Origin of the sequence: Micromonospora sp. WMMD1076 (genome assembly GCF_029581475.1) — a bacterium.
Taxonomy (GTDB): Bacteria; Actinomycetota; Actinomycetes; order Mycobacteriales; family Micromonosporaceae; genus Micromonospora; species Micromonospora aurantiaca.
Window position 1 is genome coordinate 5,612,608 of record NZ_CP120862.1, and the last position, 24,748, is coordinate 5,637,355.

General features: G+C 71.7%; 25 protein-coding genes. 10 read left to right on the forward strand and 15 right to left on the reverse strand.

Annotated elements, in window-relative coordinates:
- Window positions 1–70: 70 nt before the first annotated feature.
- The 6 genes from O7622_RS25205 to O7622_RS25230 all read right to left on the reverse strand — a co-directional run bounded on the left by O7622_RS25205 (window position 71) and on the right by O7622_RS25230 (window position 3,562).
- On the reverse strand, window positions 71–874 hold the full coding sequence (locus tag O7622_RS25205) for an SGNH/GDSL hydrolase family protein (protein ID WP_282310642.1): 804 nt from the start codon (window positions 872–874) through the stop codon (window positions 71–73).
- A gap of 301 nt (window positions 875–1,175) precedes the next feature.
- Window positions 1,176–1,526 carry a DUF2203 domain-containing protein gene (locus tag O7622_RS25210; protein WP_260034125.1) on the reverse strand — a complete coding sequence of 117 codons (351 nt, stop codon included), beginning with the start codon at window positions 1,524–1,526 and terminating at the stop codon, window positions 1,176–1,178.
- Between the two features lie 35 nt (window positions 1,527–1,561).
- Window positions 1,562–1,885: a DivIVA domain-containing protein gene (locus O7622_RS25215; RefSeq protein WP_282310643.1), complete on the reverse strand. Its 324-nt coding sequence runs from the start codon at window positions 1,883–1,885 to the stop codon at window positions 1,562–1,564.
- The gene (locus O7622_RS25220) at window positions 1,885–2,958 is read right to left on the reverse strand and encodes an FAD-binding oxidoreductase (RefSeq protein ID WP_282310644.1); all 1,074 of its coding nucleotides are present in this window, start codon (window positions 2,956–2,958) and stop codon (window positions 1,885–1,887) included. Before O7622_RS25220 ends, O7622_RS25215 begins: the two co-directional genes overlap by 1 nt.
- Window positions 2,955–3,317 (reverse strand): hypothetical protein, encoded by a 363-nt coding sequence (locus O7622_RS25225; protein ID WP_282310645.1) that lies wholly within the window; start codon window positions 3,315–3,317, stop codon window positions 2,955–2,957. The genes O7622_RS25220 and O7622_RS25225 overlap by 4 nt, the downstream gene beginning before the upstream one ends.
- Window positions 3,308–3,562 (reverse strand): hypothetical protein, encoded by a 255-nt coding sequence (locus O7622_RS25230; RefSeq protein ID WP_282310646.1) that lies wholly within the window; start codon window positions 3,560–3,562, stop codon window positions 3,308–3,310. Before O7622_RS25230 ends, O7622_RS25225 begins: the two co-directional genes overlap by 10 nt.
- A gap of 227 nt (window positions 3,563–3,789) precedes the next feature.
- Here O7622_RS25230 and O7622_RS25235 point away from each other — a divergent pair, with 227 nt between their 5' ends.
- The 5 genes from O7622_RS25235 (at window position 3,790) to O7622_RS25255 (ending at window position 7,897) form a co-directional block, all read left to right on the forward strand.
- The gene (locus O7622_RS25235) at window positions 3,790–4,959 is read left to right on the forward strand and encodes a helix-turn-helix transcriptional regulator (protein WP_282310648.1); all 1,170 of its coding nucleotides are present in this window, start codon (window positions 3,790–3,792) and stop codon (window positions 4,957–4,959) included.
- 10 nt (window positions 4,960–4,969) lie between these two features.
- Window positions 4,970–5,497 (forward strand): isochorismatase family cysteine hydrolase, encoded by a 528-nt coding sequence (locus tag O7622_RS25240; protein ID WP_282310649.1) that lies wholly within the window; start codon window positions 4,970–4,972, stop codon window positions 5,495–5,497.
- 150 nt (window positions 5,498–5,647) lie between these two features.
- Window positions 5,648–6,466, forward strand: a complete 819-nt coding sequence (locus O7622_RS25245; protein WP_282310650.1) for a 5-formyltetrahydrofolate cyclo-ligase — start codon at window positions 5,648–5,650, stop codon at window positions 6,464–6,466.
- Window positions 6,467–6,512: 46 nt separating this feature from the next.
- Window positions 6,513–7,283, forward strand: coding sequence for an inositol monophosphatase family protein (locus O7622_RS25250; protein WP_282310651.1), 771 nt, complete (start codon window positions 6,513–6,515; stop codon window positions 7,281–7,283).
- A 236-nt stretch (window positions 7,284–7,519) separates the two neighbouring features.
- Window positions 7,520–7,897 (forward strand): hypothetical protein, encoded by a 378-nt coding sequence (locus O7622_RS25255; protein ID WP_282310652.1) that lies wholly within the window; start codon window positions 7,520–7,522, stop codon window positions 7,895–7,897.
- Here the strand turns inward: O7622_RS25255 and O7622_RS25260 are convergent.
- A complete protein-coding gene (locus O7622_RS25260; protein WP_282310653.1) occupies window positions 7,877–8,905 on the reverse strand; it encodes an NAD-dependent epimerase/dehydratase family protein in 1,029 nt (342 codons plus the stop codon). The two genes, O7622_RS25255 and O7622_RS25260, sit on opposite strands and share 21 nt — an antisense overlap.
- Window positions 8,906–9,910: 1,005 nt before the next feature.
- Between O7622_RS25260 and O7622_RS25265 the strand changes: the two genes are divergently transcribed.
- Complete coding sequence (locus O7622_RS25265) at window positions 9,911–10,639, forward strand: YoaK family protein (RefSeq protein ID WP_282310654.1); 729 nt, start codon at window positions 9,911–9,913, stop codon at window positions 10,637–10,639.
- A 3-nt stretch (window positions 10,640–10,642) separates the two neighbouring features.
- On the opposite strand, the gene proC is transcribed toward O7622_RS25265, so the two are convergent.
- The 4 genes from proC to O7622_RS25285 form a co-directional block, all read right to left on the reverse strand.
- Entirely contained in the window at window positions 10,643–11,455 is an 813-nt protein-coding gene (gene proC, locus O7622_RS25270; RefSeq protein ID WP_282310655.1) for a pyrroline-5-carboxylate reductase, read from the reverse strand.
- A gap of 91 nt (window positions 11,456–11,546) precedes the next feature.
- Complete coding sequence (locus O7622_RS25275) at window positions 11,547–12,575, reverse strand: 6-phosphofructokinase (protein WP_282314221.1); 1,029 nt, start codon at window positions 12,573–12,575, stop codon at window positions 11,547–11,549.
- A gap of 178 nt (window positions 12,576–12,753) precedes the next feature.
- Window positions 12,754–13,257, reverse strand: a complete 504-nt coding sequence (locus tag O7622_RS25280) for a pyridoxamine 5'-phosphate oxidase family protein (protein WP_091050179.1) — start codon at window positions 13,255–13,257, stop codon at window positions 12,754–12,756.
- A gap of 58 nt (window positions 13,258–13,315) precedes the next feature.
- Window positions 13,316–13,819 (reverse strand): polyadenylate-specific 3'-exoribonuclease AS, encoded by a 504-nt coding sequence (locus O7622_RS25285; protein ID WP_282310656.1) that lies wholly within the window; start codon window positions 13,817–13,819, stop codon window positions 13,316–13,318.
- Window positions 13,820–14,066: 247 nt separating this feature from the next.
- Here O7622_RS25285 and O7622_RS25290 point away from each other — a divergent pair, with 247 nt between their 5' ends.
- Window positions 14,067–14,759, forward strand: a complete 693-nt coding sequence (locus O7622_RS25290) for a Crp/Fnr family transcriptional regulator (RefSeq protein ID WP_013287664.1) — start codon at window positions 14,067–14,069, stop codon at window positions 14,757–14,759.
- Between the two features lie 63 nt (window positions 14,760–14,822).
- Here O7622_RS25290 and O7622_RS25295 read toward each other — a convergent pair whose 3' ends face one another.
- Window positions 14,823–14,990 carry a hypothetical protein gene (locus O7622_RS25295; protein WP_282310657.1) on the reverse strand — a complete coding sequence of 56 codons (168 nt, stop codon included), beginning with the start codon at window positions 14,988–14,990 and terminating at the stop codon, window positions 14,823–14,825.
- A 211-nt stretch (window positions 14,991–15,201) separates the two neighbouring features.
- Between O7622_RS25295 and O7622_RS25300 the strand changes: the two genes are divergently transcribed.
- A complete protein-coding gene (locus O7622_RS25300) occupies window positions 15,202–18,669 on the forward strand; it encodes an adenylate/guanylate cyclase domain-containing protein (protein WP_282314222.1) in 3,468 nt (1,155 codons plus the stop codon).
- A 4-nt stretch (window positions 18,670–18,673) separates the two neighbouring features.
- On the opposite strand, the gene O7622_RS25305 is transcribed toward O7622_RS25300, so the two are convergent.
- A complete protein-coding gene (locus tag O7622_RS25305) occupies window positions 18,674–19,369 on the reverse strand; it encodes a lysophospholipid acyltransferase family protein (RefSeq protein ID WP_282310658.1) in 696 nt (231 codons plus the stop codon).
- A gap of 186 nt (window positions 19,370–19,555) precedes the next feature.
- Here O7622_RS25305 and O7622_RS25310 point away from each other — a divergent pair, with 186 nt between their 5' ends.
- Together O7622_RS25310 and O7622_RS25315 are read left to right on the forward strand one after the other, a co-directional pair.
- On the forward strand, window positions 19,556–20,395 hold the full coding sequence (locus O7622_RS25310) for a DUF308 domain-containing protein (protein ID WP_282310659.1): 840 nt from the start codon (window positions 19,556–19,558) through the stop codon (window positions 20,393–20,395).
- Window positions 20,396–20,565: 170 nt separating this feature from the next.
- The gene (locus tag O7622_RS25315) at window positions 20,566–21,984 is read left to right on the forward strand and encodes a trehalose-6-phosphate synthase (protein ID WP_282310660.1); all 1,419 of its coding nucleotides are present in this window, start codon (window positions 20,566–20,568) and stop codon (window positions 21,982–21,984) included.
- A 15-nt stretch (window positions 21,985–21,999) separates the two neighbouring features.
- Here O7622_RS25315 and O7622_RS25320 read toward each other — a convergent pair whose 3' ends face one another.
- Together O7622_RS25320 and O7622_RS25325 are read right to left on the reverse strand one after the other, a co-directional pair.
- Window positions 22,000–22,827, reverse strand: a complete 828-nt coding sequence (locus O7622_RS25320; protein WP_282310661.1) for an alpha/beta fold hydrolase — start codon at window positions 22,825–22,827, stop codon at window positions 22,000–22,002.
- Window positions 22,828–23,000: 173 nt separating this feature from the next.
- On the reverse strand, window positions 23,001–24,410 hold the full coding sequence (locus tag O7622_RS25325) for an NAD(P)-binding domain-containing protein (protein WP_282310662.1): 1,410 nt from the start codon (window positions 24,408–24,410) through the stop codon (window positions 23,001–23,003).
- Between the last annotated feature and the right edge of the window lie 338 nt (window positions 24,411–24,748).

Here is a 24,748-nt window from a genome sequence, read left to right on the forward strand (position 1 = left end):
GGCGCACCCGCCGCCGGGCACGGCTCAGCGGCACGCCCCCTCGGGAGGCGTGCCGCTGCCGTGGATCGGGTCAGCCGGCGGCGGACCGGAACACCGGGTAGTAGCCGCCGGACTGCCCGGCGGCCGTCGGGTGGTACGACTTGCTCAGGCTCAGCACGTTCAGCGCGTGCAGCCACTTCGTCCCGTAGCTGCACAGCTGGTGGCCGACGAAGATGGAGCGGACGTCGGCGAAGGTGAAGCCGGCCGAGACGGCGGCCGTACGGGTGATGTCGTCGAGCAGGTTGATGCCCTCGTTGATCTTCGCCCGGGACGTCGCGCTGAGCCCGACACAGGTGGTGCCGAGCTGGTAGAAGACCGGGTAGCCGACCACCACGACGCGGGCCGAGGGCGAGCGGCTCTTGATGCCGTTGTAGACGTTGGCGAGCCGGCCCGGCATCGAGGTACGGGCCACGTTCATGGCGGACTGCACGGCCGCCACGCACTGGGTCTCCCCCTGGAGCACACAGGTGCTCATGATGTTGGCGAAGCCGACGTCGTTGCCGCCCACAGTCACGCTGACCAGCGTGGTGGTCGAGGAGAGCGCGGAGAGCTGGCTGTTGATGACGTCCGTCGTGGTGGCGCCGGAGCAGGCGACCGAACGGTACGACGCGGGCCTGATGTTGGTGTTGTAGAGCGCCGGATAGGCGTTCGTGCTTCGTAGACAGTTGCCGCTCTCGGAGGTGTAGCTGTCGGCGCCGACGCCGGAGGCGTACGAGTCGCCGAGCGCGACGTAGCGGTCGGACGGGGCCGCCTGGGCGGGGGCGGCCAGAGACAGAGTGACCCCGACCGAGGCGGCCAGAGTCAGGGCGAGGGTGGCAAGACGGGATCTCCGCACGTCGCACTCCTGGAGGCGTGAAGTGGTAGTGAGAGATAGATATCAATAAGATCACAGGGTACGGAAGATCACCGAATTGCGGTCCGGCGCGCATAGCGACTTACGCGCACAAATCGTTGCCGGCTCCGCGCAGCGGGATGAAGGATTCCGCCGGGAGGGCCAAACGCACCGCCGGGTCGGCGGTCTCCCGGAAACCCAGGGCGCGGTAGAGCGGCCGGCCCGCCGAGCCGCCGCTCCACAGTGCCCACCGCGCAGGCCGCCAGCGACGCGCCGTCCGGCGCGCGTCACCCACGGCGCGGGGTCAGACCGGACGCCGGCCGGCGAAACCGCACTCGACCCGGTGGTACCACCGGATGTCGGTGTCCCCCTCCAGCCAGCACCAGAGCACCGCCCGGCCGTCGCGCTCACCGGGGAAGTCGAGCAGCACCGGGGCGATCCCCTTGACCGCGATCTCATGCTGGTGGAACTCGTCCACCACCAGGTGCAGCCGCGCCTCCAGCGCCTTCACCTCGGCGAGCCCGCCGAGCGCGCTGACGCCGTGGTCGGCCAGGTCGACCCGCAACTCGGCCAGATCGGCCCGCAGCCGGATCAGCTCGTCGACACGCGGCCGCAGCGTGGCCACCAGGTGTCGCGCCTGGGCGAGAGTGAACACCGAGCCAGTATGCGGCACGACTCGTGCCGTCCGGGTCACCGCCCAGCCGCACGTCGACCGTCAGGGCCGGGACGAGACGGTGAGTCTGGAACGGCCTCGGGAGCCCGAGCGCCGTCGGCCTCCCGCACCTCGGCCTGCCAGGCGCGCAGGGCCCGCTTGATGCGGTCGTTCTCGCCCCGGGTGTCGTCGAGCAGCCGGGTCCGCTCCCCCAGCTCGTACACGAGCCGGTGCAGCAGCGCATCGACGTCGTCGGTCCGGTAACCGCGCCGGCCCAGTGACGTGCGGGGCAGCTCGACGGCGCTGAGCCGGTCCGCGGTGAGCGGGCCGGCCAGCGCGTTGCGGCTGCGGTAGACGCCCATCAGACGCCGAACCCGTCCGGCAGGTGGATCCGCTCGGCCGGCACCCCGCCGGCGAGCAACCGCAGCCGCGACCCGGCCACCATCAACGGTGGCCCGCACAGGTAGACCTCCTGACCGGGTCGCCAGTGGTCGAGCGCGACGGTGAGCGCGTCACCCTGCTCTCCCGCCTCCGCCACCGGATCGTGCGAGAACGCGGGCACGACGGTCAGCCAGTCGTAGCTGCTCTGGAGCTTGTCCAGGCTGATCGGGTCGTAGAGGTCGGCGAAGGTGCGGGCGCCGACGACCAGTGTTACCCGGCGATCGGCCGGTGCGGCGGCGACCTGCTCGACCAGGGCGCGCAGCGGCGCCAGCCCGGTGCCCCCGGCGACGAGCAGCAGGTCCGCGTTCGACGCCGGGTCGAGCGTCAGGCCGATCGACCGGGGCGGGCCGAGCCAGATTCGATCGCCGGGGCGTACCCGGTGCACGAGCGTGCGGGAGACGGCGGCGACGGCACGGACGTGGAGTTCGAGTGTGCCGTCGGGGCGTGGCGCGTTGGCCGGCGAGTACCAACGCCACCGGCCGGGCCGTCGCTCGGTGCAGACGGGCAGCGCCTGACCGGGCCGGAACGCCAGGCGGCGCCAGGGGCGCACGGTCACCACGGCGATGCCGTCGGCCGCCCGGTCGTGGTCGACGACCTGCGCCGGCCACCAGGGCGGGCCGTCGCCGGCCTGTTCGGCCGCACGGCTCACCGCCGCCGTGGCCCGCCGGGCGGCCCCGGCCCAGGCCCCCGCCAGCTCCGGTGTCCACCGCGCGTGTCGGGACACCGTGGCGACGAGCGCGGCCTCGACGGTGAGTAGGTGCGGCAGCAGCCGGTAGCGGCGGCAGGCGCGGCCGAGCACAGTCAACAGCGCCGCCCGCCCGGCCGGGTCGTCGCCACCGCTGACCAGCCGTCCGAACGCGGCGAGGAACACCGCCGCCTCCCGCTCCGGCAGCGTCCCGGGGCAGCGATCCTCGACCGCGCACCAGAAGTGGTCGGCTGCCTCGCGTGCGTACCGCATGGTGGCGGACCACGACGCGGCCAGGGCGGCGGTCACGAGCCGGCCTCGTCCGAGAAGGCCCGCTGGGCCGCTGTCACCGAGCCCACCGGCACGTCGAGCGCCCAGAGCACCCCGGCCAGGTAGTCGACCACGGGGCGGTGCTGCGCCTCGGTCAGGCCCAGGCCCCGCCACGCCCCGGCCGCCGGCCGGGCGATGTCGCCCGCCGGTCCGCCGAGCGCCACCGTGAGAGTGAGCGCCAGGTGTCCGGCGAGCCGGGCCCGATCAACCCCGACGAGGTACGGCGCCAGCTCCGCGTCCGCCGCCACCAGCCGCAGCCACCGGGCCACCGCCTCGCGCACCGCCGCCGACCCGGGCCAGCTCTCCGCCGGGTACGTCCCGAGCCCGGTCACGCCCACGGCCAGGCACCCGGGTCGCCGGTGGCGACCAGCTCGTCCACCCGCTCCTCGGTGAGCCCGGCCGCCCGTAGCGTGCTGCGGCCCCAGCGGGCCAGCCGGCACGGATGCGGCACCCGCTCGCAGCGGCACAGTGGACCCGCAGGCCACCGCTCCGGCACATGCACGGCCACCGCGCGCACGGCAAGCGCCACGTCCTCGTCACTGACCGGGGTGAGCACCGGGAAGTCGTCCAGCACCGCCGCCATGAGAAGCCCTTCCGTCGGGGGTCGGAGCGGCACCGGGGCGGGCGGGGACGGCGGACGCGCCGGGTGACGCCCTACCGGAGCCCAGCACCCGCCCCGGGCCATGCGTCCACCCTCGCCAGTTTGTGGCTCATGGGGTACGACTACGCTCTGCACTTGCGCTGTACCAGCTCTGAAGTAGAGCCGCTAAGCTGCTGGCGGCCGGTCTCGACGCACTCGGAGGCGAGCCGATGACGACCGTGCAGAAGTGGACCGGCCGGGAGACCCGGATGCTGCGGCACGCGCTGCGGATGAGCATCCGCGACTTCGCGGAACACCTCGGTGTCAGCGAGCGCACCGTCTCGAAGTGGGAGGCCGGGCGGGAGGCGGTGCACCCTCGACCGGAGATGCAGGCCGCTCTCGACACCGCGCTGCTCCGAGCCAGCAATGAGGCGGTGGCCAGATTCTGCCAGGGGATAGGCAACGAGTCTTCCGGCCCCGTTGCTTCGGCCGATTCCGGCTACTGCGTCCAGTCCCACAAGTTCATTCCGGCCCACATCGGGGCGGCGGCGGCAACGAAGTTGCCCGCCTTGCGGCAGACGACGCCCCGCCCGCATGAGTGGCTGCATGTATCGGCAGTGAATGTGCCGCATCCAGACGGCCAATGCACAGCGCACATCTTCGCCTGCGGCGTGGTCGTGCTGCATCTCCAGCAGGAACTCACCTCAAGGAGGCTGGCGGAACTCGCCGCGTGGCGGTATGCCAGCTACAAGGACGATCTACCGTGGGCGGCCCGCCAGCTCGAATGGCTGCTGTCGGATCAGCCTGACCGGCGAGCAGCGGTGCCGGAGTACGTGATGTCGATGTACCTTCCTCGTGAAATGGGATGCGGCCACGAGGAACTGAGCAACGCCGTTCGCTTGTTGAGTTTCCCGTCAGTGCTGGTGAATCGTCACGCGGCACCCCGGCCGGAACCTGTCCCTGAGCATGTCGAGCGAGCGTTGTTGGCCAAGGGGTTCGACCAGCCCGCTGCCGTGCCGTTCGGAATCCCCGGGGTATCCGTCGGCTTCGCAACCTGGTCCGGACTCGCCTACCACGCAATCTCGCCGGAGCGAGCCCTTGCCACCGACGCCCTGGTCTCGCTTGAAATCGACATCCAGATGCTATGGGCCTACTGTCGGCAGATCCAGCGAGCAGTGGAGAACGGCCGAGACCCGGTGATGCCGCCGGGGTTCAGCTGGCGATTCCTGAGAGCTGCCCATTCCCGACTCACCACCGCACGAGGGCAGGAGACCGCACAGCACTGCATGATGCGTCAGGCAGCTGTGACCACGAGCGGCTTACCCGAACGCCTGGTGCAGGCGCAAACGGCGCTTCGCGAGGCAGAGGCGATGGCTGGAAGAGTCGGGCATGAGCAGTAGGCGGGCGGCCTTGATCGTCATCGACATGCAGAATGGCTTCATCAACGACCGAAGCGGGCACGTCATCCCCACGGTCGTAGAGCTGGTCGAGCGGTGGGAGGCCATGGGCAGACCAGTCGTCTTCACGCGCTACTACAACTATCCGGGCAGCCCCTTCGAAAGGCTGATCCACTGGTCCGGGGTACAGCACCCGCCGGAGACGGAGATCGTGCCCGAACTGAGCCAACATGCTGCTCGCGCACAAGCCGTTCTCGACAAGCACACCTACTCGTATTTCACGAGCGAGGGCGCGGACCTCGCTGCCCGGGAGGGCTGGACCGACCTCGTGTTCTGCGGCGTGGCCACCGAGAGTTGCGTGCTGAAGTCAACGGTGGACGCGTTCGAGCGCGACCTGACGCCATGGCTCGTCACGGATGCGTCAGCCAGCCACGGCGGGCCGGCCGCACACGAGGCGGGCATCTTGGTGGCACGGCGTTTCATCGGTGCCGGCCAGCTCATCGACACGAAGACGGTCTGCGAGCTGTTCGGTCATCGCTGATGGCTTTACCTTCTGATCAGCAGGGGTGTCGCCGCCGGGGCCAACGTCCTGTTCGCCGTCGGGCGCGAACTGCGACCATGGCAGAACCGGCCGGACGTCCAAGAGGTCATGGACCGGACGCTCGCGCTGATGTCGTCATGAGGGGGCCACATGGACATCGATGAAGCGAAACGCGAGGCGCGGGAGACCGTTTGGTCACGGTTGGAGCAGGCTGGACAGGCACTACCCCCGGGTGCGCACGGGCGTATCCCCGACTTCATCGGAGCCGAGCAAGCCGCAGAACGGCTTACCGCGCACGACGCTTGGCGCAGCGCCAGCGTCATCAAGTCCAACCCGGATAAGGCTCAGCTTCCGGTAAGGCTGCAAGCGCTTGCCGAGGGCAAGCTCCTCTACATGGCAGTGCCTAAGCTCGCCGACATCCGGCCCTTCTACCTGCTCGATCCTGCCAACCTGGACGCAGCACCAGCCGATATCGCCACTGGCAGCGGCGCCGCGCACCACGCCCCCAAGGTCAACATCAACGAGATGCAGCCGGTGGATCTGGTGGTGTGCGGCAGCGTCGCGGTCAACCGTGACGGGGTACGGATCGGAAAGGGCGCGGGCTACTCGGACATCGAGGTCGCCCTGCTCACCGAGACCGGCTTGGTCGGCCCCTCCACCATCCTCGCAACGACGGTGCATCCGCTACAGGTCGTCGAAGGACCGCTTCCCGAGTCGTCGCACGACTTCCGAGTCGACCTGATCGTCACTCCGAACGAGGTGATCGAGTGCCGCCGACGCCAGCGACCCACCGGCATCTACTGGGAAAGCCTCAGCGACCCAGAAGATCGACTCCATTCCCCTTCTCAAGGCATCAGCTACCGCGCGTTGGCCAGCCTGAACAGCACGCGGGCCGGTGGTCGCAGACGAAGAAGCAGCGTCAACCCATCGGGCCCAAGGGGGCTGCGCAAAGCTGGCCGGCCAGAGTGACTCAGTGGGAGCGGGGCCGGCGACTGTGACCTCGTATCGTGAGCTGTTGCCGGTCGCCCTCGATGCTGTTGGCCGGGCGGCCACCTTCATGCGCCACCAGGCACCGGTCACCTCTGCCGCCAAGGGCGACCGTGATCTTGTCTCGGATGTCGACTACGCGATTGAGCGAGACCTTCGATCGCTCCTGCGCGATACGACACCCGGCATCGCCTTCCTCGGGGAGGAGGAGGGTCTCAGCGGCACCGGCGATGTGCAATGGACGCTTGATCCGATCGACGGAACGATTAATTTCGTTCGCGGTCTCCCCCTGTGCGGTATCTCCCTCGGCCTACTCCACGGGGCACGTCCGGTCCTTGGCGTCGTAGACCTGCCCTTCCTCGGTGCTCGATACTGGGCCGCCGAGGGTTGTGGAGCATTCGCGAACGGTGAGCCGGTCGAGGTGAGCGACACCACGAGTCTGAGCGAGGCCGTCGTAGGGATCGGTGACTTCGCCGTCGGTAAGGACGCCGCGGACAAGAATCGGATTCGGTTGGCACTGATGGCGCGGCTCGCCGAGACGGTGCAGCGCGTGCGAATGAGTGGATCAGCGGCAGTGGATCTCGTCTGGTTGGCGGAGGGAAAGATCGACGTCGCCATCACCCTCTCCAACCACACCTGGGACATGACAGCCGGGGTGGCCATCGCTCGCGAGGCGGGAGCCGTCGTCGTCGACAGCCGAGGGGCCGAGTACAGCGCCGAGTCGACGACCACCCTCGCGATCACCCCTGGGCTGGTCGGCCAGATGTTGCCGCACCTGCGGGAAAACGAAACGGCGTAAGCCGATGACGAATGTGGCAGAGGTCGAACCAGACGGTCGCCAAGGCGATGTCGGTCGCGCCCGACGGCGAGCCGAGGCTGAGGCTCCGTCACATCGCTTCACGGTCCTACGCACTACTTGGCAGCTCGCCTTCCCTCAAGCAGGCTCTGCGAGCTGCCCACCGGGACCGGGATCCTGCGGCCAAACGCCCGGATGACCTCAGCGCGTCGTTCGGAGGCGAGTTTGCCTTCGGACCAGTGAGGGCCGCAGCATGCGCAGCCGCAGCATGGCTGGACCTCGGCGATGGCGAAGAGGCAGCCAAGTGCGCGCAGGAGGCGGTCGACGCTTACACCCAATTGCCACCCGCCCGGCGGCCATACTCGCAGATAAACGGCATAAAGATCGACCTGGCGGCTGCTTACCTGGGCATGAGTGACCGGGACGCCGCCATCCACACCCTGGGTGATGTCCTGACCCTTCCTCCCGAGAAGAGGAACACCTCGCTGACTGGCCGAATGACGAGAGTCCGGCATGTGCTGGGTGGATCGCCTTGGACGCACGACCATGAGGCGCGGCAGCTCGCAGAGGCAGTCTCGGGTTGGCTGACCGACAAGTCACCCGTGCTGCTCAATTGACCTGTGCCAGGCGGCCAGCACATGAGCCTCCTTCTCCGGGCTCAGTCCGATTTCGGCTGCCCGCTCGTCGGCCAGGGCAGATCGGGTGGACTTGAGCCACTGCCAGGTGTCGGCGGCCGTTTCATGAAACGGCCGCCAGTGCAGCCCGGCGCTCTGCGCCTTGGTCGAGTCGACCTGCCACACCCCCTCGAATGTGCGCCACAGCGGCAGCTCCGACCACTGCCGCACTCCGTGCCGCACGAGCACGTCATCAGGAACCCAGGTGAAGAGCGGAGTCTCTCCGGTCGCGGCGGCGCAGGCGTGCAGCAGATCGCCGAAGGTGGCGCTTCCAGCCGGGCGACATACGTTGTATGCGCCGGCCAGGTTCTTGTCTGTCGCGAGTAGCGCAAAGGACGCGACGTCGCGCACATCGATCGGCTGAATCGTCCGGTCGGGCGAGCCGGGTGCCAGAACCTCTCCCCCGGCTGCTACTCGGCGCAGCCACCAGGGAAGCCGACCGACATACTCGCGAGGACCAAACATCACCCCCGGGCGTAGAAGAATTGCCCTCTCCTCACCAAATGTGGCCGTCACCGCCGCTTCACAACCGGACTTCTGGTAGCCGTACCGCGTTGGTCCGTCCTCAGTGTCGGTGCCGTAGTCGGGTCCGGCATCAGGTGGGCACTGCAGGACCTCGGAGCCCTCACTGAGCGGCTTCACCGGCCAGTCCTGATAGACGCTGACCGTGGACATGAAGACGTAGCGGTTTGCGACCGGGGCGAGGGCACCCGCAACAGCGAGCACGTTGGCCGGGACGTAACCGGACGTGTCTACAACGGCATCCCAGGGTCCGGAGGCGACCAGAGCAGCCACGTCGTCAGGATGCGTCCGGTCACCTCTGATCAGTCGCACACCACTCGGTTCGGAGGGCGAAACGCCGCGGTTGAAGACCGTTACATCCCAGCCCTCATGGAGCGCTGCGGCGACGATGGCACGCCCGACAAACCAGGTTCCCCCGAGCACCAGCAAGCGTCTGGCAGCGTCGCGCCCGCCATTCGCCGACTCTCCTGGTGATCGGGCATGGCTGGTGTTCTTAGCGGGACCAGTCACTTCAGCGCCCAGCCAGATGCTGGAACTGGCACGAACTCCACAAGCACTCGCCCACTGACGGACTCTTCCCGTTCATCACGCCACCAACCAGCGAAATCCGCTACCGCACCAATTCGCCGCCTGTGCAGCGGCACTCATGACTCATCCCGGGACACGTCCTCGCCGGGGAGGCGGGTCCAGGGAACATGCATAGCGCTGATTCAATCACCTCAACGTTGCAACCGTGCAGTCCCGAAACGCTCGCCACCTTCACCGTGACCGAAGTGGGGAGAGGCAGGCTCGGCCGAGCTGATGAGGCGAGCGGCCAACCCCCGGACGTCAGGTCGGACACCGACCGTCGATGGCGGGACATGTGGCTTCGTCAGGACTGGCCGCGTTCCGCCTCCTGCACGAACGTGCCGCTCCGGCGGGCCCCCATCCGGTACAGCTCGTCCAGCACCGCCCCCACCCCGTCCGCGCCCACCAGCACTGTGACGCGCAGCCGGGCGGCAAGCGGCTGGTCCTGCCAGTAGCAAGCGGCAGCAGGCTGGCCTGCGGCGTCGTCGTCGCCCCGGCGGCGTCTCTGACGAGATCGCGTCCGCGCGCAGCAGCGCGTCGCGCAGGTCGGCGCTGTTGGCCGCCGGGTCCGGTTCCAGCAGCGCGGTAACCACCCGTACCCACTGGCCGGGCGGCACGGCCGGTTCGCCGGTCGACGCCGCCGGGGCGCGCCACGCGTGGTCAGGCTGGTCACGCCGCCCAGGTGGTACGTCGGCGTCCTGTTGCGCCTGGTCCAGGCGTTCCTGGCCGGGTGGCGGCACGCCGCCACCTCCACTACTGAAACGGCCGAAAACCTATATACGAGACATATAGTAGGTTCGCCGCAGCGGCTCGACAACGAACTCCCGGACGCCGCCGGGGTCGCTCCTGCACACGGACGGGGGAAGGGTGAACCGGTCGGCGCCGTACGGCTCCGCGGACTCCTACCGCGAGTTCCGCCACCCGCTCGCGGCGCTCGTGCTCGCCGTCGTCACCGCCGGCGCGCTGGACGCCTTCGCGTTCCTGCGGTACGGCGCGTTCGTCGCCAACCAGTCCGGCAACGCCATCTTCCTCGGCATGGGGCCGGTCGGCGGGCACCGCACGTGGCCGGTCTCGGCGGCCTCGATCGTCGCGTTCGCCACCACAGCCGGACTGGTGAGCCTGCTCCGCCGCCGAACCCGGCCGACGGCGGCGCCGCTCGTCGACATCGCGGTCACCGAGGCCGCCATGATCGTGTGGGCGGTGCTCAACCTGGTGCTCGCGTACGGCCGGGACGGCACCGCCGCGCGGGTGCTGCTCGCCGCCGCGGGCGCGGTAGCCATGGGCAGCCTGACCACTGTGGCGACCCGTACCGCGGGCGTCGCGACGCCGATCACCTACCAGTCGGACACCACGACGAAGACCGGTGAGCGGGCCGCCCGCTGGCTGTTCGGCCCCACCGCCGACCGGGGCCGGGTCCGGCGGGGCACCCTGCTCGGGCTGCTCGCCCTGGTCAGCTACAGCGTCGGCGGCGCGGTCGGCACACTCGCCCAGCACCGGCCCCGCTGGGTGCCGCTGTGGGGGACGCTCGCCCTGGCCGTGCTGATCCTGCTGCTGCGCCGGCACCGTCGGCCGGGACCGGCGTCGGGGCCCGGCTGAACGTCAGTCGGCCTGGGCGGCGAGTTCCCGGGCCCGGTCCCGGGCCGCCTCCAGCGCCGCCAGCATGGCCGCGCGTACGCCGTGGTTCTCCAGCTCGCGGATCGCCGAGATGGTGGTGCCCGCGGGCGAGGTGACCGCCTCGCGCAGCTTCACCGGGTGCTCCCCGGAGTCACGCAGCATCACCGCCGAACCGATCGCGGTCTGCACGATCAGCTCGTGCGCCACCTGGCGCGGCAGGCCGAGCAGGATACCCGCGTCGATCATCGCCTCGACCAGGAGGTAGAAGTAGGCCGGACCGGAGCCGGAGAGCGCGGTGACCGCATCCTGCTGCGACTCGGGCACCCGGACGGTGGCGCCGAGCGGGGAGAACATCTCCTCCGCCAGGGCCAGGTGCTCGCCGGTGGCGTACGCGCCCGCCGAGATCGCGCTCATCGCCTGGTCGACCAGCGCCGGTGTGTTCGTCATCACCCGGACCACGGGTGTGCCCTCGGGCAGCCGGCGGTTGAAGAAGGCGGTCGGCAGGCCGGCGCAGAGCGAGATGACAAGCTTATCGGCCGGCACCTTCGGGCCGATCTCGTCCAGCAGCGCGGCGGCGTCCTGCGGCTTGACCGACACCGCCAGCACCTCGGCCTCGGTCACGGCGGTGAGGTTGTCCACCACCCGTACGCCGTAGCGGTCGGTCAGCTCCTGGGCGCGCGCCGATCGGCGCGCGGTGGCGAGCAGCCGCTCCACCGGCCAGCCGGAGCGCAGCAGGCCGGAGAGCATAAGCTCACCGATCTTGCCCGCGCCGATCACCGCGACCGTGTGCCCGCCCACCCACGCCTCCTCGTCCGGCCCCAGCGACCGACTGTCAAGCGGGGCCCCTGCTATGCACGAGGCGTTAAGCGGGGGCCCCTCCCTACACACCTCAGCTACCGAAGAAGACCTCGGCCTCGGCGTACCGCTCCAGCGGCACGGTCTTCAGCTCGCGCGTGGCCTCGGCGAGCGGGACGCGGACGATGTCAGTGCTCTGCATCGCGACCATCTTGCCCCAGTCGCCCTCGTGCGCGGCGTCGATCGCGTGCAGGCCGAGCCGGGTCGCCAGCACCCGGTCGAACGCGGTCGGGGTGCCGCCGCGCTGGATGTGGCCGAGCACCACGGTGCGGGCCTCCTTGCCGGTCTTCGCCTCCAGCTGCTCGGCCAGCCACTGGCCGATGCCGCCGAGACGGACGTGACCGAACGCGTCCAGCTCCTGGTTGTGCAGCACCATCTGGCCGTCGAGCGGCTGGGCGCCCTCGGCGACCACGACGATCGGGGCGTACTGGTGCTGGAAGCGCTTCTCGACGTAGCCGGCGACCTGCTCGACGTCGAACTGCCGCTCCGGCAGCAGGATCACGTTGGCGCCACCGGCGAGACCGGCGTGCAGGGCGATCCAGCCGGCGTGCCGGCCCATGACCTCGACCACGAGCGTGCGGTGGTGGCTCTCCGCGGTGGTGTGCAGCCGGTCGATCGCCTCCATGGCGATGTTGACGGCGGTGTCGAAGCCGAACGTGTAGTCGGTCGCACCGAGGTCGTTGTCGATCGTCTTCGGCACACCGATGACGTTGACGCCCAGCTCGTGCAGCTTGGTGGCGACGCCGAGCGTGTCCTCGCCGCCGATCGCGATCAGCGCGTCCACGCCCTGGGCGGCGAGGTTGTCCTTGATCCGCTCCACGCCGTTCTCGATCTTGAACGGGTTGGTGCGGGACGAGCCGAGGATGGTGCCGCCGCGCGGCAGGATGCCGCGCACCTCCGCGATGCCGAGCGGCTTGGTCAGGCCCTCGAGCGGGCCCTTCCAGCCGTCCCGGAAGCCCACGAACTCGTGACCGTAGGTGGCGACGCCCTTGCGGACCACCGCCCGAATCACCGCGTTGAGACCTGGGCAGTCGCCGCCGCCGGTGAGCACGCCGATACGCATGATCTGCTCATCCTCCTGGAGCATCAGGTGAAGCCCGGATAAGCCCCAGGATATGTGTCAGATCAGACCATCGGCGCCGTTGCCGGCCCGGGGCGGGCCGTCACTGCGCACTGTAGTCGGCACAGGTGTACGCCGACACCGCACCCCGGGTCGTTCCGGACGGCGGACGGGCTACCCGTCAGTAGCTGACCTCGTGGTTCTCCCCCGCCTTCGGCGGCTTGCCGGTCACCGCCGCCTTGGCGAAGCCGAGCAGGTTGACCACCGTGCTGCCGGGCGAGTCCCAGTACTCCGCCGACCCGGCGTGCACCTTGATCAAGGTGATCCCGGGCGTGTCCAGCCCGTCCGGGAACCACGCCTTGAGCAGCGGGTTCCACAGCTCCTTCGCCCGGTCGGGATCCCACTCCTCGGTGGCGGTGCCGGCCACCGACACCCAGGCGTGGTGGCGCTGGTCGGAGAAACCGACGTTCACCTGCGGGTTCACCCGGATCTGCCGCACCTTCGCCGAGTCGGCGTACGCGAAGAACCACAGGTCGCCGTCGAAGTCCGCCTCCTGCAACCCCATCGGGCGGCTGACCAGACGCCCGTCCACGCCGGTGGTGGTGAGCAGACAGATCCGGGCGTCCCGGATCAGCTCGGTGACCCGGCGGCGGGCGTCCGCGGCGTTGGTCGGCTCATTGCTCATGGGGCACTCCTGTCTCGGATCGGCGTAGATGCCGCTCCCGTGCCCTGGGCGGAACCGGTCAAACCTCCCGCGCCGTCATCGCCCGCCACCGCGCCAGGTTGTGCCGGGCGTCGACCAGCGCGTCGTGCCGGTCGGCCTCGGCGTCCGGCAGCCGGGGGCGTCCCCGGTCGTCCCAGAGCTGGCGCAGCTCCTTGGTGAAGCGGGGGATCTCCCGGGGCAGCGCCGGCATCGCGCCCCAGAGCTGGGCCAGCACGACGTGGTCGTAGGCGGCGTACCAGGCCCACAGCTCCAGTTGCTCGCCCGGCCGGTCCCGCACCGGCTCCAGCAGGAACTCACGCAGGTCGTCGCGGATGCGCGCGCGGGAGCGCCAGGCCCGGTCGGCCGGCGACGGGAGCTTGTCCAGCACGTTGCGCCGCACCCAGGGTACCGCCCTGGAGTCGTCGAACTCGGTGGAGACCGCGTAGAACTCGCGGCCGTACTCGTCGACGACGCCGATCGACACCAGGTCGACGATGCGGCCGTCCTCGATGAATTCGCAGTCGTAGAAATAGCGGTAGACCATCGCCCCCATCCTCGCCCATCACCGGCACGCGCCGGTCGCCGGGGCGTCCGCCGAGGTCGGCGGGCGTGCCGTCGGCGGCCGGGCATGGTCACGGAAGTGTTTCCGGGGGTGTACAGCACGCGACGAGAGCGTCATGATCTGATGTGTACCGCCGTCGGGCGCCGAACCGGTTGAGCTGCCTCGTACCGGGACTGACAGCTTCACCCGGTGTGCGAGTCGTGACTTCTGACCGGGGAGGGGTTGAGCCGTGGAGTCTCGCCTGCCGGAGCCGGGTGACGCGCTCACGGGTGTGGAGATGTTCGCCGGGCTTGAGCCGGAGGTGCGGCAGCGTGTCATCGCCGCGGCCGTACCGCGCACCTACCGCAAGGGCCAGCTGCTCTTCGTCGAGAACGACCCCGGCGAGTCGCTGATCGTGCTGCGCCGCGGCGCGGTGGCGGTGTTCCGCACCGCACCGACCGGCGAGCGCGCGGTGCTGTCGGTGATCCGACCCCCGGACGTGCTCGGCGAGGTGTCCCTGTTGGACGCCTCCACCCGCTCGGCGTCGGCCGAGGCGATCGAGGACTGCGCTGCGCTCGCGCTGTCCCGGCCCGCGTTCATGGAACTGGTGCACTCCAACCCGCGCATCCTGGACGCGGTGATGCGCTCGCTGGGCCAGCTCATCCGCCGGCTCACCGAGCAGAACGCCGACCACGTCTTCCTCGACCTGCCCGGCCGGGTGGCCAAGACGCTGGTCCGGCTGGCCGGTGAGAGCCAGGCCCCGATGATCACGATCGAGCTGAACCAGAGCCAGCTCGCCGAGATGGCCGGCGGTTCCCGGCAGAGCGTCAACCAGGCCATCGGCTCGTTCGCCAGCCGGGGCTGGCTGCGGACCGAGGGACGCCGCATCGTGGTCACCGACGTGGCCGCGCTGCGCCGCCGGGCCGGCATGAACGACCGCTGACCCGACGACGGCGGGGGCCGGCGGTCGTCCCGCCGGCCCCCGCCGCGTTCGTCGTACGCCCGGTCAGTCCTTCTTGGTGTCGGCCGGGGGCGAGCTCGGACCCGGGCCGATCTTCGACGGGTCGGTCTTCTTCGGCGGGGTCGTCGTGGTCGTGGTCTCGGTCGATCCGCTACCGGCGGGCTGCTCCACCATGCCTTTTTCCTCCAGTTCGGCGAGGGTGACAGCGTCCACGTCGACCGTGTCACCGACGGCCCACACCGTCCCCCGTGGATCGGTCCATGAGGCGGACAGCCGGACGTGCACGGCAATCTCCCTGTCGACGGGACTTCCTGCTAGGGGAGACTAGACCCGGCCGAACAGCCGTGACGTCCCGCCGACCCGTCGGGTACCCGACTGCGCGGCCGCGCGGGACACTGGGGACCTCACGCGTACGGAGCCGGACATCGACCTCACCTGTGGACACTGCGCCCGGACCGCCGGGCCGGACGACCGTTTCTGCGGTGGGTGCGGCCGCCCGCTGGCGGCGGCCTGCCCAGGCTGCGGCCATGCCAACGACATCGGCGCCAACTTCTGCACCAACTGCGGTCAGCCGCTGCGCGACCACGCGGTCACGGTGCAGGAGGACCGCCGCCAGGTCAGCGTGCTCTTCATCGACATCGTCGACTTCACGACATACGCCGAGCGGGCCGACCCGGAACAGGCCCGCAGCCTGCAACAGGTCTACTTCGCCACGGTGCGCCGGCTGGTGCACCAGTACGGCGGCGTGGTGGAGAAGTACATCGGCGACGCGGTCATGGCGTTGTTCGGCGCGCCGGTGGCCACCGACAACGACGCGCTGCGCTGCGTACGCGCCGGGCTGGAGCTGCAACGCAGCCTGGCCCGGCAGCCGGCCGGACCGCACCCGCCGCTCGGGTTCCGGGTCGGCATCGCCACCGGCGAGGCCCTGGTCGACCTGGCCGCGGCGCGCGACGGCGGCCAGGCGTTCGTCACCGGCGACGTGGTGAACACCGCCAGCCGGTTGCAGGGGCTCGCCCCGGTCGGCGGCGTGGTGGTCGACGAGAGCACCTGGGCGGCCACCCGGCGCGAGATGGAGTACGACGACCAGCCACCGGTGACGTTGCGCGGCCGGTCGTCGGTGAGCCGGATCTGGCTGGCCGTACGGGCGCGGCCCCGGCGCGACGGCCAGACCGCCGAGCTGACCCCGATGGTCGACCGGGACCACGAGCGGGGCCTGCTGGTCAGCGCGTTGCACCGCACCCTGAACGAGCGCACCTCGCAGCTGCTCACCGTCTTCGGCCCGGCCGGGGTGGGCAAGAGCCGGCTGCTGCGCGAGCTGGCCCGGCACGCCGCCAGCCTGCCCGGCACCCGGGTCACCTGGCTGACCGGCCAGTGCCCGCCGTTCGGCGAGAACGTCACCTACGCCGCGCTGGCCGACATCGTCCGGAGCTGGGCCGGGCTGACCGGCGCCGACGACCCGGCCACCATCCGGGACCGGCTGCGCGAGCGACTGGGCCACCTCGCCGACCCGCACGCGGTACGGCTGGCCGAGGCGCTGGGCCCGCTCGTCGGCGTCGCCGGCGAACGGCTCACCTCGGCCGAGACCGAGGCGGCGTGGCGGCGCTTCCTGCTCACCCTGGCCGCGACCGGCCCCACTGTGCTCGTCTTCGAGGACATGCACTGGGCCGACGAGGCGATGCTGTCCTTCGTCGAGCAGCTCGGCGCGGCGGCCCGCAACGTGCCGCTGCTGGTCGTCGCGACCGCCCGGCCGGAACTGCGCGAGCGGCACCCGGCCTGGACCGGCACGATCAGCGGGGCGATGTCCATCTCGGTGCCGCCGATGCACGACGGGGACATCGACACGCTCTACTCGCTGCTGCTCGGCCAGGCCACGCTGCCGCAGGAGGCACGGGCGCCGCTGATCGAGTTCGCCGACGGCAACCCGCTCTACGCACAGGAGTACGCGCGGATGCTGCTCGACGGCGGGCTGGCCGAGCGGACCGCCGGGCTGGCGCTCGTCGACCCGGCCGGCGGCGCCGGGATGCCGCGTACCGTGCAGGCGGTCATCGCCAACCGGCTGGACCTGCTCGACCCGGCCGACCGCGCGGTGCTCCAGGCCGCCTCCGTCGTCGGCGTGCAGTTCTGGGCGGCGCCGGTGGCGCTGGCGCTCGGCCGCCCGGCGGAGTGGGTCGAACGGGCGCTGCACCACCTCCAGCGGCGTGACCTCGTCTACGAGCTGCCCGTGTCGACGATGCCCGGCCAGGCGGAGTACCGGTTCCGGCACGTGCTGGTCCGGGACGTCTGCTATCAGCGGCTGCCCCGGGCCGAGCGGGTCGCCCGGCACCAGCGCACCGCCGACTGGCTGGAGCAGCTCGCCGACGGCCGGCAGCACGACCTGGCCGAGGTGCTGGCCAACCACAGGTGGGCCGCGCACGAGATCGCCCGTACGGTCGGGCTGGACCAGACCCCGCACGCCGCCGCGACCCGGTCCGCGCTGCACCGGGCCGCACGCCGGGCGTACGACCTGCACGCGCTGGAGACCGCTGCCACGCTGGTGGACCGCGCGTTGAGCGTGGAGTGCGGCCCGGACCCGGCGCTTGAGCTGTTCCAGGCCGAGCTGGCGTTCTACCGGGACCGGGACGGCTTCCTCGACGACGGCGGGACGGTGCTGCTCACGACCCTGGCCGGGCGGCTGGCGGACGCGGGTGACCGGCCCGGTGCGGCGAAGGCGTGGCGGCTGCTGGCCACTGCCGCCTTCGCGCGGGCCGACCGCTCGGAGTTGATGCGCTGCCTGGACCGGGCGATCGGGCTGCACGCCACGCTGCCGGACAGCGAGGACAAGGTGGGCGTGCTGCTGGAACTGGCCCGGGCGCACATGCTCGACGCGGAGACCGAGCCGGCGTGCGTGGCCGCGCGCACCGCCGCGGAGCTGGCCGAGCGGCTGGAGCTGCGCGAGGCGCGGGCGAACGCACGCATCACGCTCGCTGTGGTCCGTTACCAGGCCGGCGCCGAGGAGGCGTACGCCGAACTGGCCGACGTGACCGAGGAGTGCCGGGTGGAGCGGCTGACCAGCCGCCGCCGCGCGGTGCACAACCTGGCCTGGGTGCTCCAGGAGGAGGGCGACCTGACCGGATCGGCCCGGCTGGTCGACGAGCAGCGCTCACTGGACCTGGCCGGCGAGCACGCCCTCACGGTGAGCTTCAGCGACCAGTGGGCCCGGTCGTACTACAGCGGGGACTGGACGTCGGCGCTGCGGATGGCCGAGGGGTCGACCCGGCGCCCGACCGACGAGTGGGACCTGCACATCGTGGCCGTGTCCGGCTGGATCCGGGCGCTCGGCGACGACCCGGCCGGCCCGGACACCGGCGAGGACCTGGTGGACCAGGCGCTCGTCGCGGCCCGGCGCAGCGGCTTCCAGCGTGTGCTGCGCTCCACGCTGGCGCACGCCGCGCTCTGCCGCGCGGTGCAGGGCCGCCGGGACGAGGCGGTGGCGCTGCTGACCGAGCTGGACGAGGACTGGCGGCAGACCCGGATGATCCCGTTCGCCGAGTGGGTGCCGGCGGTCGGTCACGTCGCCGCGCTGCTCGGCGGCGACGCCGCGGTGCTGGTGCGCGACCTGCTGGCGCGCTCGCCGCGGGCCACCCGCTGGGCGCGGGCCGCCGGGCGTTCGGCCGAGGCGGCGCTGGCCCGGGGCGACGGCGACGCCGCGCGGGCGGGCCGGCTGCTCACCACGGCGGCCGAGGGGTACGCGGAGATGACCGACGTCACCGACCAGATGATCGCGTCCGCGCTGGCGGTCGGGCCGCTGACCGAGGCGGATCCGCCGGCCGCGGCGGCGACGCTGGACCGGGTACGCGCGTTCGCCGGCCGGCACGCCGCCACCGGGCTGCTCCGGATCGCCCGGACGGGCTGAGGGGTCAGGCCGGGACCGGCTGCCGTGCCGCGGCGCTCTTGGCCTTCTGCGCGTACGTGTCGACGTACTCGCGGCCGGACAGCTCCATCAGCTCGTACATGATCTCGTCGGTGACCGCCCGCTCGACGAACCGGTCGCCGGCCATCCCGGCGTAGCGGGAGAAGTCCAGCGGCGGTCCGAAGCGGATCCGCACCCGGCCCAGGTTCGGGATGATCTGGCCGGTGGGCTGGATCGCGTCGGAGTTGAGCATGGCCATCGGGACGACCGGGGCGCCGCTCTCCAGCGCCAGCCGGGCCACACCGGTCTTGCCCCGGTAGAGCCGGCCGTCCGGTGACCGGGTGCCCTCCGGGTAGATGCCGGCGATGCCACCGGCGCGCAGTACCGAGAGCTGGGTGTCGAGGGCGGCCCGGGCGGCCTGCCCGCCGGAGCGGTCGACCGGGATGGTGCCGGAGCCGACGAAGAACATCTTGGTGAGCCGGCCCTTGAGACCCTTACCGGTGAAGTATTCGGCTTTGGCGATGAATGTGACTTTTCGCTTGACGATCAGCGGTGTGAAGATCGAATCCGAGAAGGAGAGGTGGTTGCTCGCCAGGATCACCGGGCCGGTGGCCGGAACGTGCTCCAGCCCCTCGACCTGCGGACGGAAGATCAACCTCAGCAGTGGGCCGAGAACGACGTACTTCAGCAGCCAGTACAGCACCGGCGTCCTTCCCGTGTCGGTGGCGGCGGACGGGTCGCCGCGTGGCCCCGGAGGCGCCGGCGGCGCCCACGGGAGTCCGGGAAGAGGGTACGAACGACGAGCGGCACGCCACAACGCACTCCCGGAACCGGGCCCCGGCGTGTCACGATTCAGGGCACGGGCAGGGATCGGCGAAGGGGGTGTCCGGTGTCAGGGGGCGGGCCCCGTCGGGGACGACGGGACAACGGGCTCGACGCGGCCGAGTACGCGGTCGCGGGCGACGTCGATCCACGCGTCGGCGAGCACCTGCTCGACGTGCTCGCCGCCGGTGGCATCGCGGCCTACCTCCAGCCCTCGGCCGACCTGAACCCGGTGACCCGCACCACCACCGTCCCGGCCCGCCCGGTCGACCGGCTCTACGTCGACAGGTCGCACCTGATCACCGCCCGCGACTACCTGACCCAGCTCGCAGACGAGGGCGGGGGCGACCCGCCGCGCGCCGACGAGCCGGACATCGAGGCCGAGTGGGCGAAGATCATCGCCGGTTTCCACACCGCGCCGAGCGCCGGCAGCCACCCCTGGCCCGCCGCCGAGGACGTGGACGACCCGCCCGCGCCGGGCACCGCCGCCGGCGGCCGGGTCGAGGAGCCCGCCGGCCCGACCGCCACCGACGTGCGCCGGCTGCCGTACGCCGCCGACGTCTCCGGTGTCTCGCTCAGCCGGGACCGGCACGACGAGCCCTCGCTGCTCGACGGCCTGGACACGTTCGGTGCGAATCTGCCCGACGAGGCGTCGGACGAGGAGCACTACACCCCGCCCCCGCCGCCCCCGCTGCCCCGCTTCTCCAAGTACGCGGTGCTCGGCGTGGCCTGCATCGTGCTCGGCTTCCTGCTGTTCCTGTCCCCCACCGTGGTGTCGCTGGTCGATCCGTCGGTGGTCACGCTGCTCGGCTTCACCGGCATCCTGGCCGGCTTCGTCATGCTGATCTGGCGGCTGCGCCCGGGCGACCGGGACGACCACGACCCGGACGACGGCGCGGTCGTCTGACGCCGCGCCGGACGCCGCCCGGATGGCGGGACGCCGCCCGCCCTGGGCGAGGGCGTAACAAGCGTGTAACTTACAGTCAGTAGGAATAGGCCGAACGTCACGTCCCGCACCGGCTGTCCGGCTTGCAACTCCTCCGGGTTGCCGGTCCCCTGCTGAGCGGAATGCCCGAGATGCGACAGAGCCCCCTCGTGGTGGTGGCCAACCGCCTCCCCATCGACGACAGCGTGGCGCCCGACGGCGCCTTCGAGTGGCGCCGCAGCCCCGGCGGCCTGGTGAGCGCCCTGCACCCACTGCTACGGCAGACACCCGCCACCTGGGTGGGCTGGGCCGGCGGCACCGGTCCCGCGCCCGAACTGCCGGACGTGGACGGCGTGCGCATGCACACCGTGCCGCTCAGCGCCGAGGACTTCCGCGACCACTACGAGGGCTTCGCCAACGCCACCCTCTGGCCGCTCTACCACGACGCCGTCGAGCAGCCGGAGTACCACCGCCGCTGGTGGGAGGCGTACCAGCGGGTCAACCAGCGGTTCGCCGAGGCCGCGGCCCGGGTGGCCGAGCCGGGCGGCCTGGTCTGGGTGCAGGACTACCACCTCCAGCTGGTGCCCGGCCTGCTCCGCGGCCTGCGCCCCGACCTGCGGATCGGGTTCTTCCTGCACGTGCCGTTCCCGCCGCCGGAACTGTTCATGCAGCTACCCCGCCGGGCCGAGCTGCTGCGCGGCATGCTCGGCGCCGACCTGGTCGGCTTCCAGCGCGCCCAGGCCGCGCACAACTTCGCCCAGCTCGCCGCCAAGGTGCTCGGCCTGCCCGCCACCGACCGGCGGATCGGCGTGGACGGCCGGGTGGTGCGCATCGGCGCCTTCCCGGTCGCCATCGACACCGCCGAGGTGTCCGCGCTCGCCGCCCGCCCCGAGGTCGCCGAGCGGGCCCGCCGGCTGCGGCAGGATCTCGGCCGGCCCGAGCACGTGATCCTCAGCGTCGACCGGATGGACTACACCAAGGGCATCGAGCAGCGCCTCAAGGCGTACCGGGAGCTGCTCGCCAACGGCGACATCAAGGTCCGCGACACGGTGCTGGTCCAGGTCGCGGTGCCCAGTCGCGACCGGGTGGCGCAGTACCAGATCCTGCGCGACCGGGTGGAGCACCAGGTCGGCCGGATCAACGGCGAGTTCGGCCGGGTCGGCGAACCGGCGATCCACTACCTCACCCAGCCGTTCGACCGCGCCGAACTGGTGGCGCTCTACCGGGTCGCGGACGTGATGGCGGTGACGCCGCTGCGCGACGGCATGAACCTGGTCGCCAAGGAGTACGTGGCGGCCCGGGTCGACGGCACGGGCGCGCTGCTGCTGAGCGAGTTCGCCGGTGCCGCCTCCGAACTGGAGCAGGCGTACCTGGTCAACCCGCACGACCTCGACGGCCTCAAGCAGGGGCTGCTGGCCGCGCTGCGCGCCGGCCCGGAGGACGTCGCGGCCCGGATGCGCGCGATGCGCGACCACCTGGCCCACAACGACATCCACGCCTGGGCGGCTTCCTACCTCAGCGCGCTGGAGGAGAGCGGAACGCTCGTCGGCCGCCGCCCCGCCGCCAGGTGACCCGAGCCCCGGCGCTCACCCCTGGGTGGGCGCCGGATCCTTGTCCAGCCAGTCCAGGATCGCGTCGATCGGCTCCCGCCAGCGGGCGTCGAGCATCAGGTCGTGTCCCATGCCGGGGAACAGCAGCGGCGCCGAGGCGTACCGCCGGGCGGCCCCGGTCAGCGCCGTGGCCGGCAGCACCCGGTCGTCCGGGCTGCCGAGCACCAGCACCGGCGGGCGGCCCACCGCGGGCTCCGGCGACCGGCCGGTCAGCAGCTGCCACTGCGCCCGCCGCCCGGCGCGGCCCAGCCGGGCCAGGTGCCGCCGCGCGTCGGCGTCCGGCAGCTCCCGGCTGAACAACTGCCGCCGGTTGAGCCGCAGCCCGGCGCCGAAGACCGCCGGCACCGTGCCGGCCGGGTTGCGCCGCAACGCCGTCCCGAACGTCCCCCAGCCGCCGAGCACCGGCGCCACCAGCACCGCGGCCCGCGCCGGGTAGCGGGCCATCGCGTGCGCCACGACCCGGGCGCCGGCGCCGTGCCCCACCAGCACCGCCTGCCGCGGCAGGCTCGCCGCCACCTGCGTCACGTCATGGGTGTACGACCGCAGCGTCGCCTCCGGCGCCGGCTCGCTTTCGCCGTGCCCGCGCAGGCTCAGCGCGTACGCCGGGAAACCGCGACCGGCGGCGTGCCCCAGCCAGTGCTCGGCGAAGGCCCACGCGCCGTGCCCGAACCCGGGTACGAACAGCAGCGGCGGCTTCGCCTCCTCCCGCTCCGGCAGGGCGGCGAGCACCTCCCGGCGGGCGGGCCGTTCCGGCCGGGCCCACTCCCAGGACCGGACCACCCGGACACGCTCGGCCGCCGTCACCGTGCCCGCCCTTCGTTCGCGACTGCGGGACTCCGCTGCGCTGCGTTCCTCGCGCTCACCGTGCCCGCCCTTCGTTCGCGACTGCGGGACTCCGCTGCGCTGCGTTCCTCGCGCTCACCGTGCCCGCCCTTCGTTCGCGACTGCGGGACTCCGCTGCGCTGCGTTCCTCGCGCTCACCTGGTTCCCTCCTCCAGCTCGTGCAGCGCCCGCTGGAGCGCGCGCAGGTAGTCGGCGTGCCCGACCTCGAACCAGTGCCGGGTGCTGTCCTTGACCTTCGCCGAATACCGCTCGCCCAGTCCCTCCCGGACCTTGCGGTCGAACGCGGCGGCCCGCTCCGGCCGGGTGGCGCGCAGCGTGAGCAGCCGGGCGAACAGCACGCTCTGCCAGTGCGAGATCGGGAAGGTGCCGGAGTCCGGCTGCACCAGGCCGATCACGGCGAGCGTGGGATGACCGGCGGTGAAGGCGTTGAGCCACAGCCGGGGCCGCCCGGAGCCGTCCTCGTCGCCGAGCACCCGGCCCTTGAGGAACTCGAAGCGCGGCAGGTAGCCGGTGGCGAAGACGACCAGCTCCGGGTCGATCCGGCGGCCGTCGGTCAGCTCCACCGCGCGGTCGTCGAACCGGGCCACGTCCGGCACCGGCGTGATCTCGCCGTGGCCGACGTAGTAGACGAGCTGGCTGTTGGCGATCGGGTGCGTCTCGTAGACGCGGTGGTCCGGCTCGGGCATGCCGAACCGGGTCAGGTCGCCGACGGTCAGCCGCAGCGTCCAGTGGTAGAGCCACTGCCGTACGCGCAGCGGCACCCGCAGCGCCAGCAGCGTGTCGTTGATCTGGTCGACGGGGCGGCCGAGGACGTACTTCGGGGCGTACCAGTAGCCGCGGCGGGTGGAGTGCCAGCAGTGCGACGCCTGCTGGGCCGCCTCCACAGCGATGTCGCAGCCGGTGTTGCCGGCGCCGACCACGAGCACCCGTTTGCCGCGCAACTGCGCCGGGTCCTTGTAGGACGAGGCGTGCATGACCTCGCCGCGGAACTCCTCCAGCCCTTCGTAGCGGGGCAGCTTGGGCGACCAGTTGTGGCCGTTGGCGAGCACCACCGCGGCGTACCGGGAGGTGCGCTCGGGACCGTAGCCGCCGGTGCTGCGCGTGGTCACGTCCCAGCGGTCCCCCTCGACCGGCTCGACGCGGACCACCTCGGTGCCGAACCAGACGTGCTGGCGCAGGTCGAAGTGGTCGGCGTACCGCTCGAAGTAGGACAGCAGCCGGCTGTGGTGCGGGTAGTCCGGCCAGTCGTCGGGCATCGGGAAGTCGGGGAACTGGGTGAACGGCCGGGACGAGATCAGGTGGGTGCTGGCGTACACCGGGCTGCGGTCGTGCCGCCAGTTCCAGGCGCCGCCGACGCCGGTCTCCCGCTCGTAGCAGTCCACGCCGAAGCCGGCCTCGCGCAGGTTCTTCACGGCGGTCAGGCCGCTGGCGCCGGCGCCGATGACGCAGACCGTGTCGCCCCGGTCGGAGACCGGGCGGTCGTCGCGGACCGGGACGTCCGTCCGGTCCGGATCGGGGCGGCCGGGGTCGGTGGAGGAGGACACCGCGAATTCTCCTTTGTGCGGCACGCGTGCCGGGTCGGAGCGAAATCCTGCCGAGAATGCCCGCCGTTGTCCAGCCACCGGATCGGACGCCGCCCACCCGCCCGGCTCCCCTGACACGGCGTAACCGCCGGATCAGTCACCGAGCGTGAGGGGACCGGCCGCGCTGGAGGCGTACCCTCGTCGGCCCTTTGCTCTGCCGCCACGGACGCAGCACCCCCGGGAGCTGCGCGAACGTCTCGCGACCGTCCGGCCGGGACGCGACCGGCCGGTCACGGCGGGTAGCTGGTGCGTCTGTGGCGGCAGAGCAAAGGCGGTGAAGCGGTTGTCCTGCCGCCCGC

Excerpts from the sequence above, each read along its gene's own strand:
- O7622_RS25315 (WP_282310660.1), top strand. The coding sequence starts at position 20,566 with ATGCGACAGAGCCCCCTCGTGGTGGTGGCCAACCGCCTCCCCATCGAC.
- O7622_RS25245 (WP_282310650.1), top strand. The coding sequence starts at position 5,648 with ATGGACATCGATGAAGCGAAACGCGAGGCGCGGGAGACCGTTTGGTCA.
- O7622_RS25285 (WP_282310656.1), bottom strand. The coding sequence starts at position 13,819 with ATGGTCTACCGCTATTTCTACGACTGCGAATTCATCGAGGACGGCCGC.
- O7622_RS25215 (WP_282310643.1), bottom strand. The coding sequence starts at position 1,885 with ATGGGCGTCTACCGCAGCCGCAACGCGCTGGCCGGCCCGCTCACCGCG.
- O7622_RS25275 (WP_282314221.1), bottom strand. The coding sequence starts at position 12,575 with ATGCGTATCGGCGTGCTCACCGGCGGCGGCGACTGCCCAGGTCTCAAC.
- O7622_RS25280 (WP_091050179.1), bottom strand. The coding sequence starts at position 13,257 with ATGAGCAATGAGCCGACCAACGCCGCGGACGCCCGCCGCCGGGTCACC.
- O7622_RS25230 (WP_282310646.1), bottom strand. The coding sequence starts at position 3,562 with ATGGCGGCGGTGCTGGACGACTTCCCGGTGCTCACCCCGGTCAGTGAC.
- O7622_RS25235 (WP_282310648.1), top strand. The coding sequence starts at position 3,790 with ATGACGACCGTGCAGAAGTGGACCGGCCGGGAGACCCGGATGCTGCGG.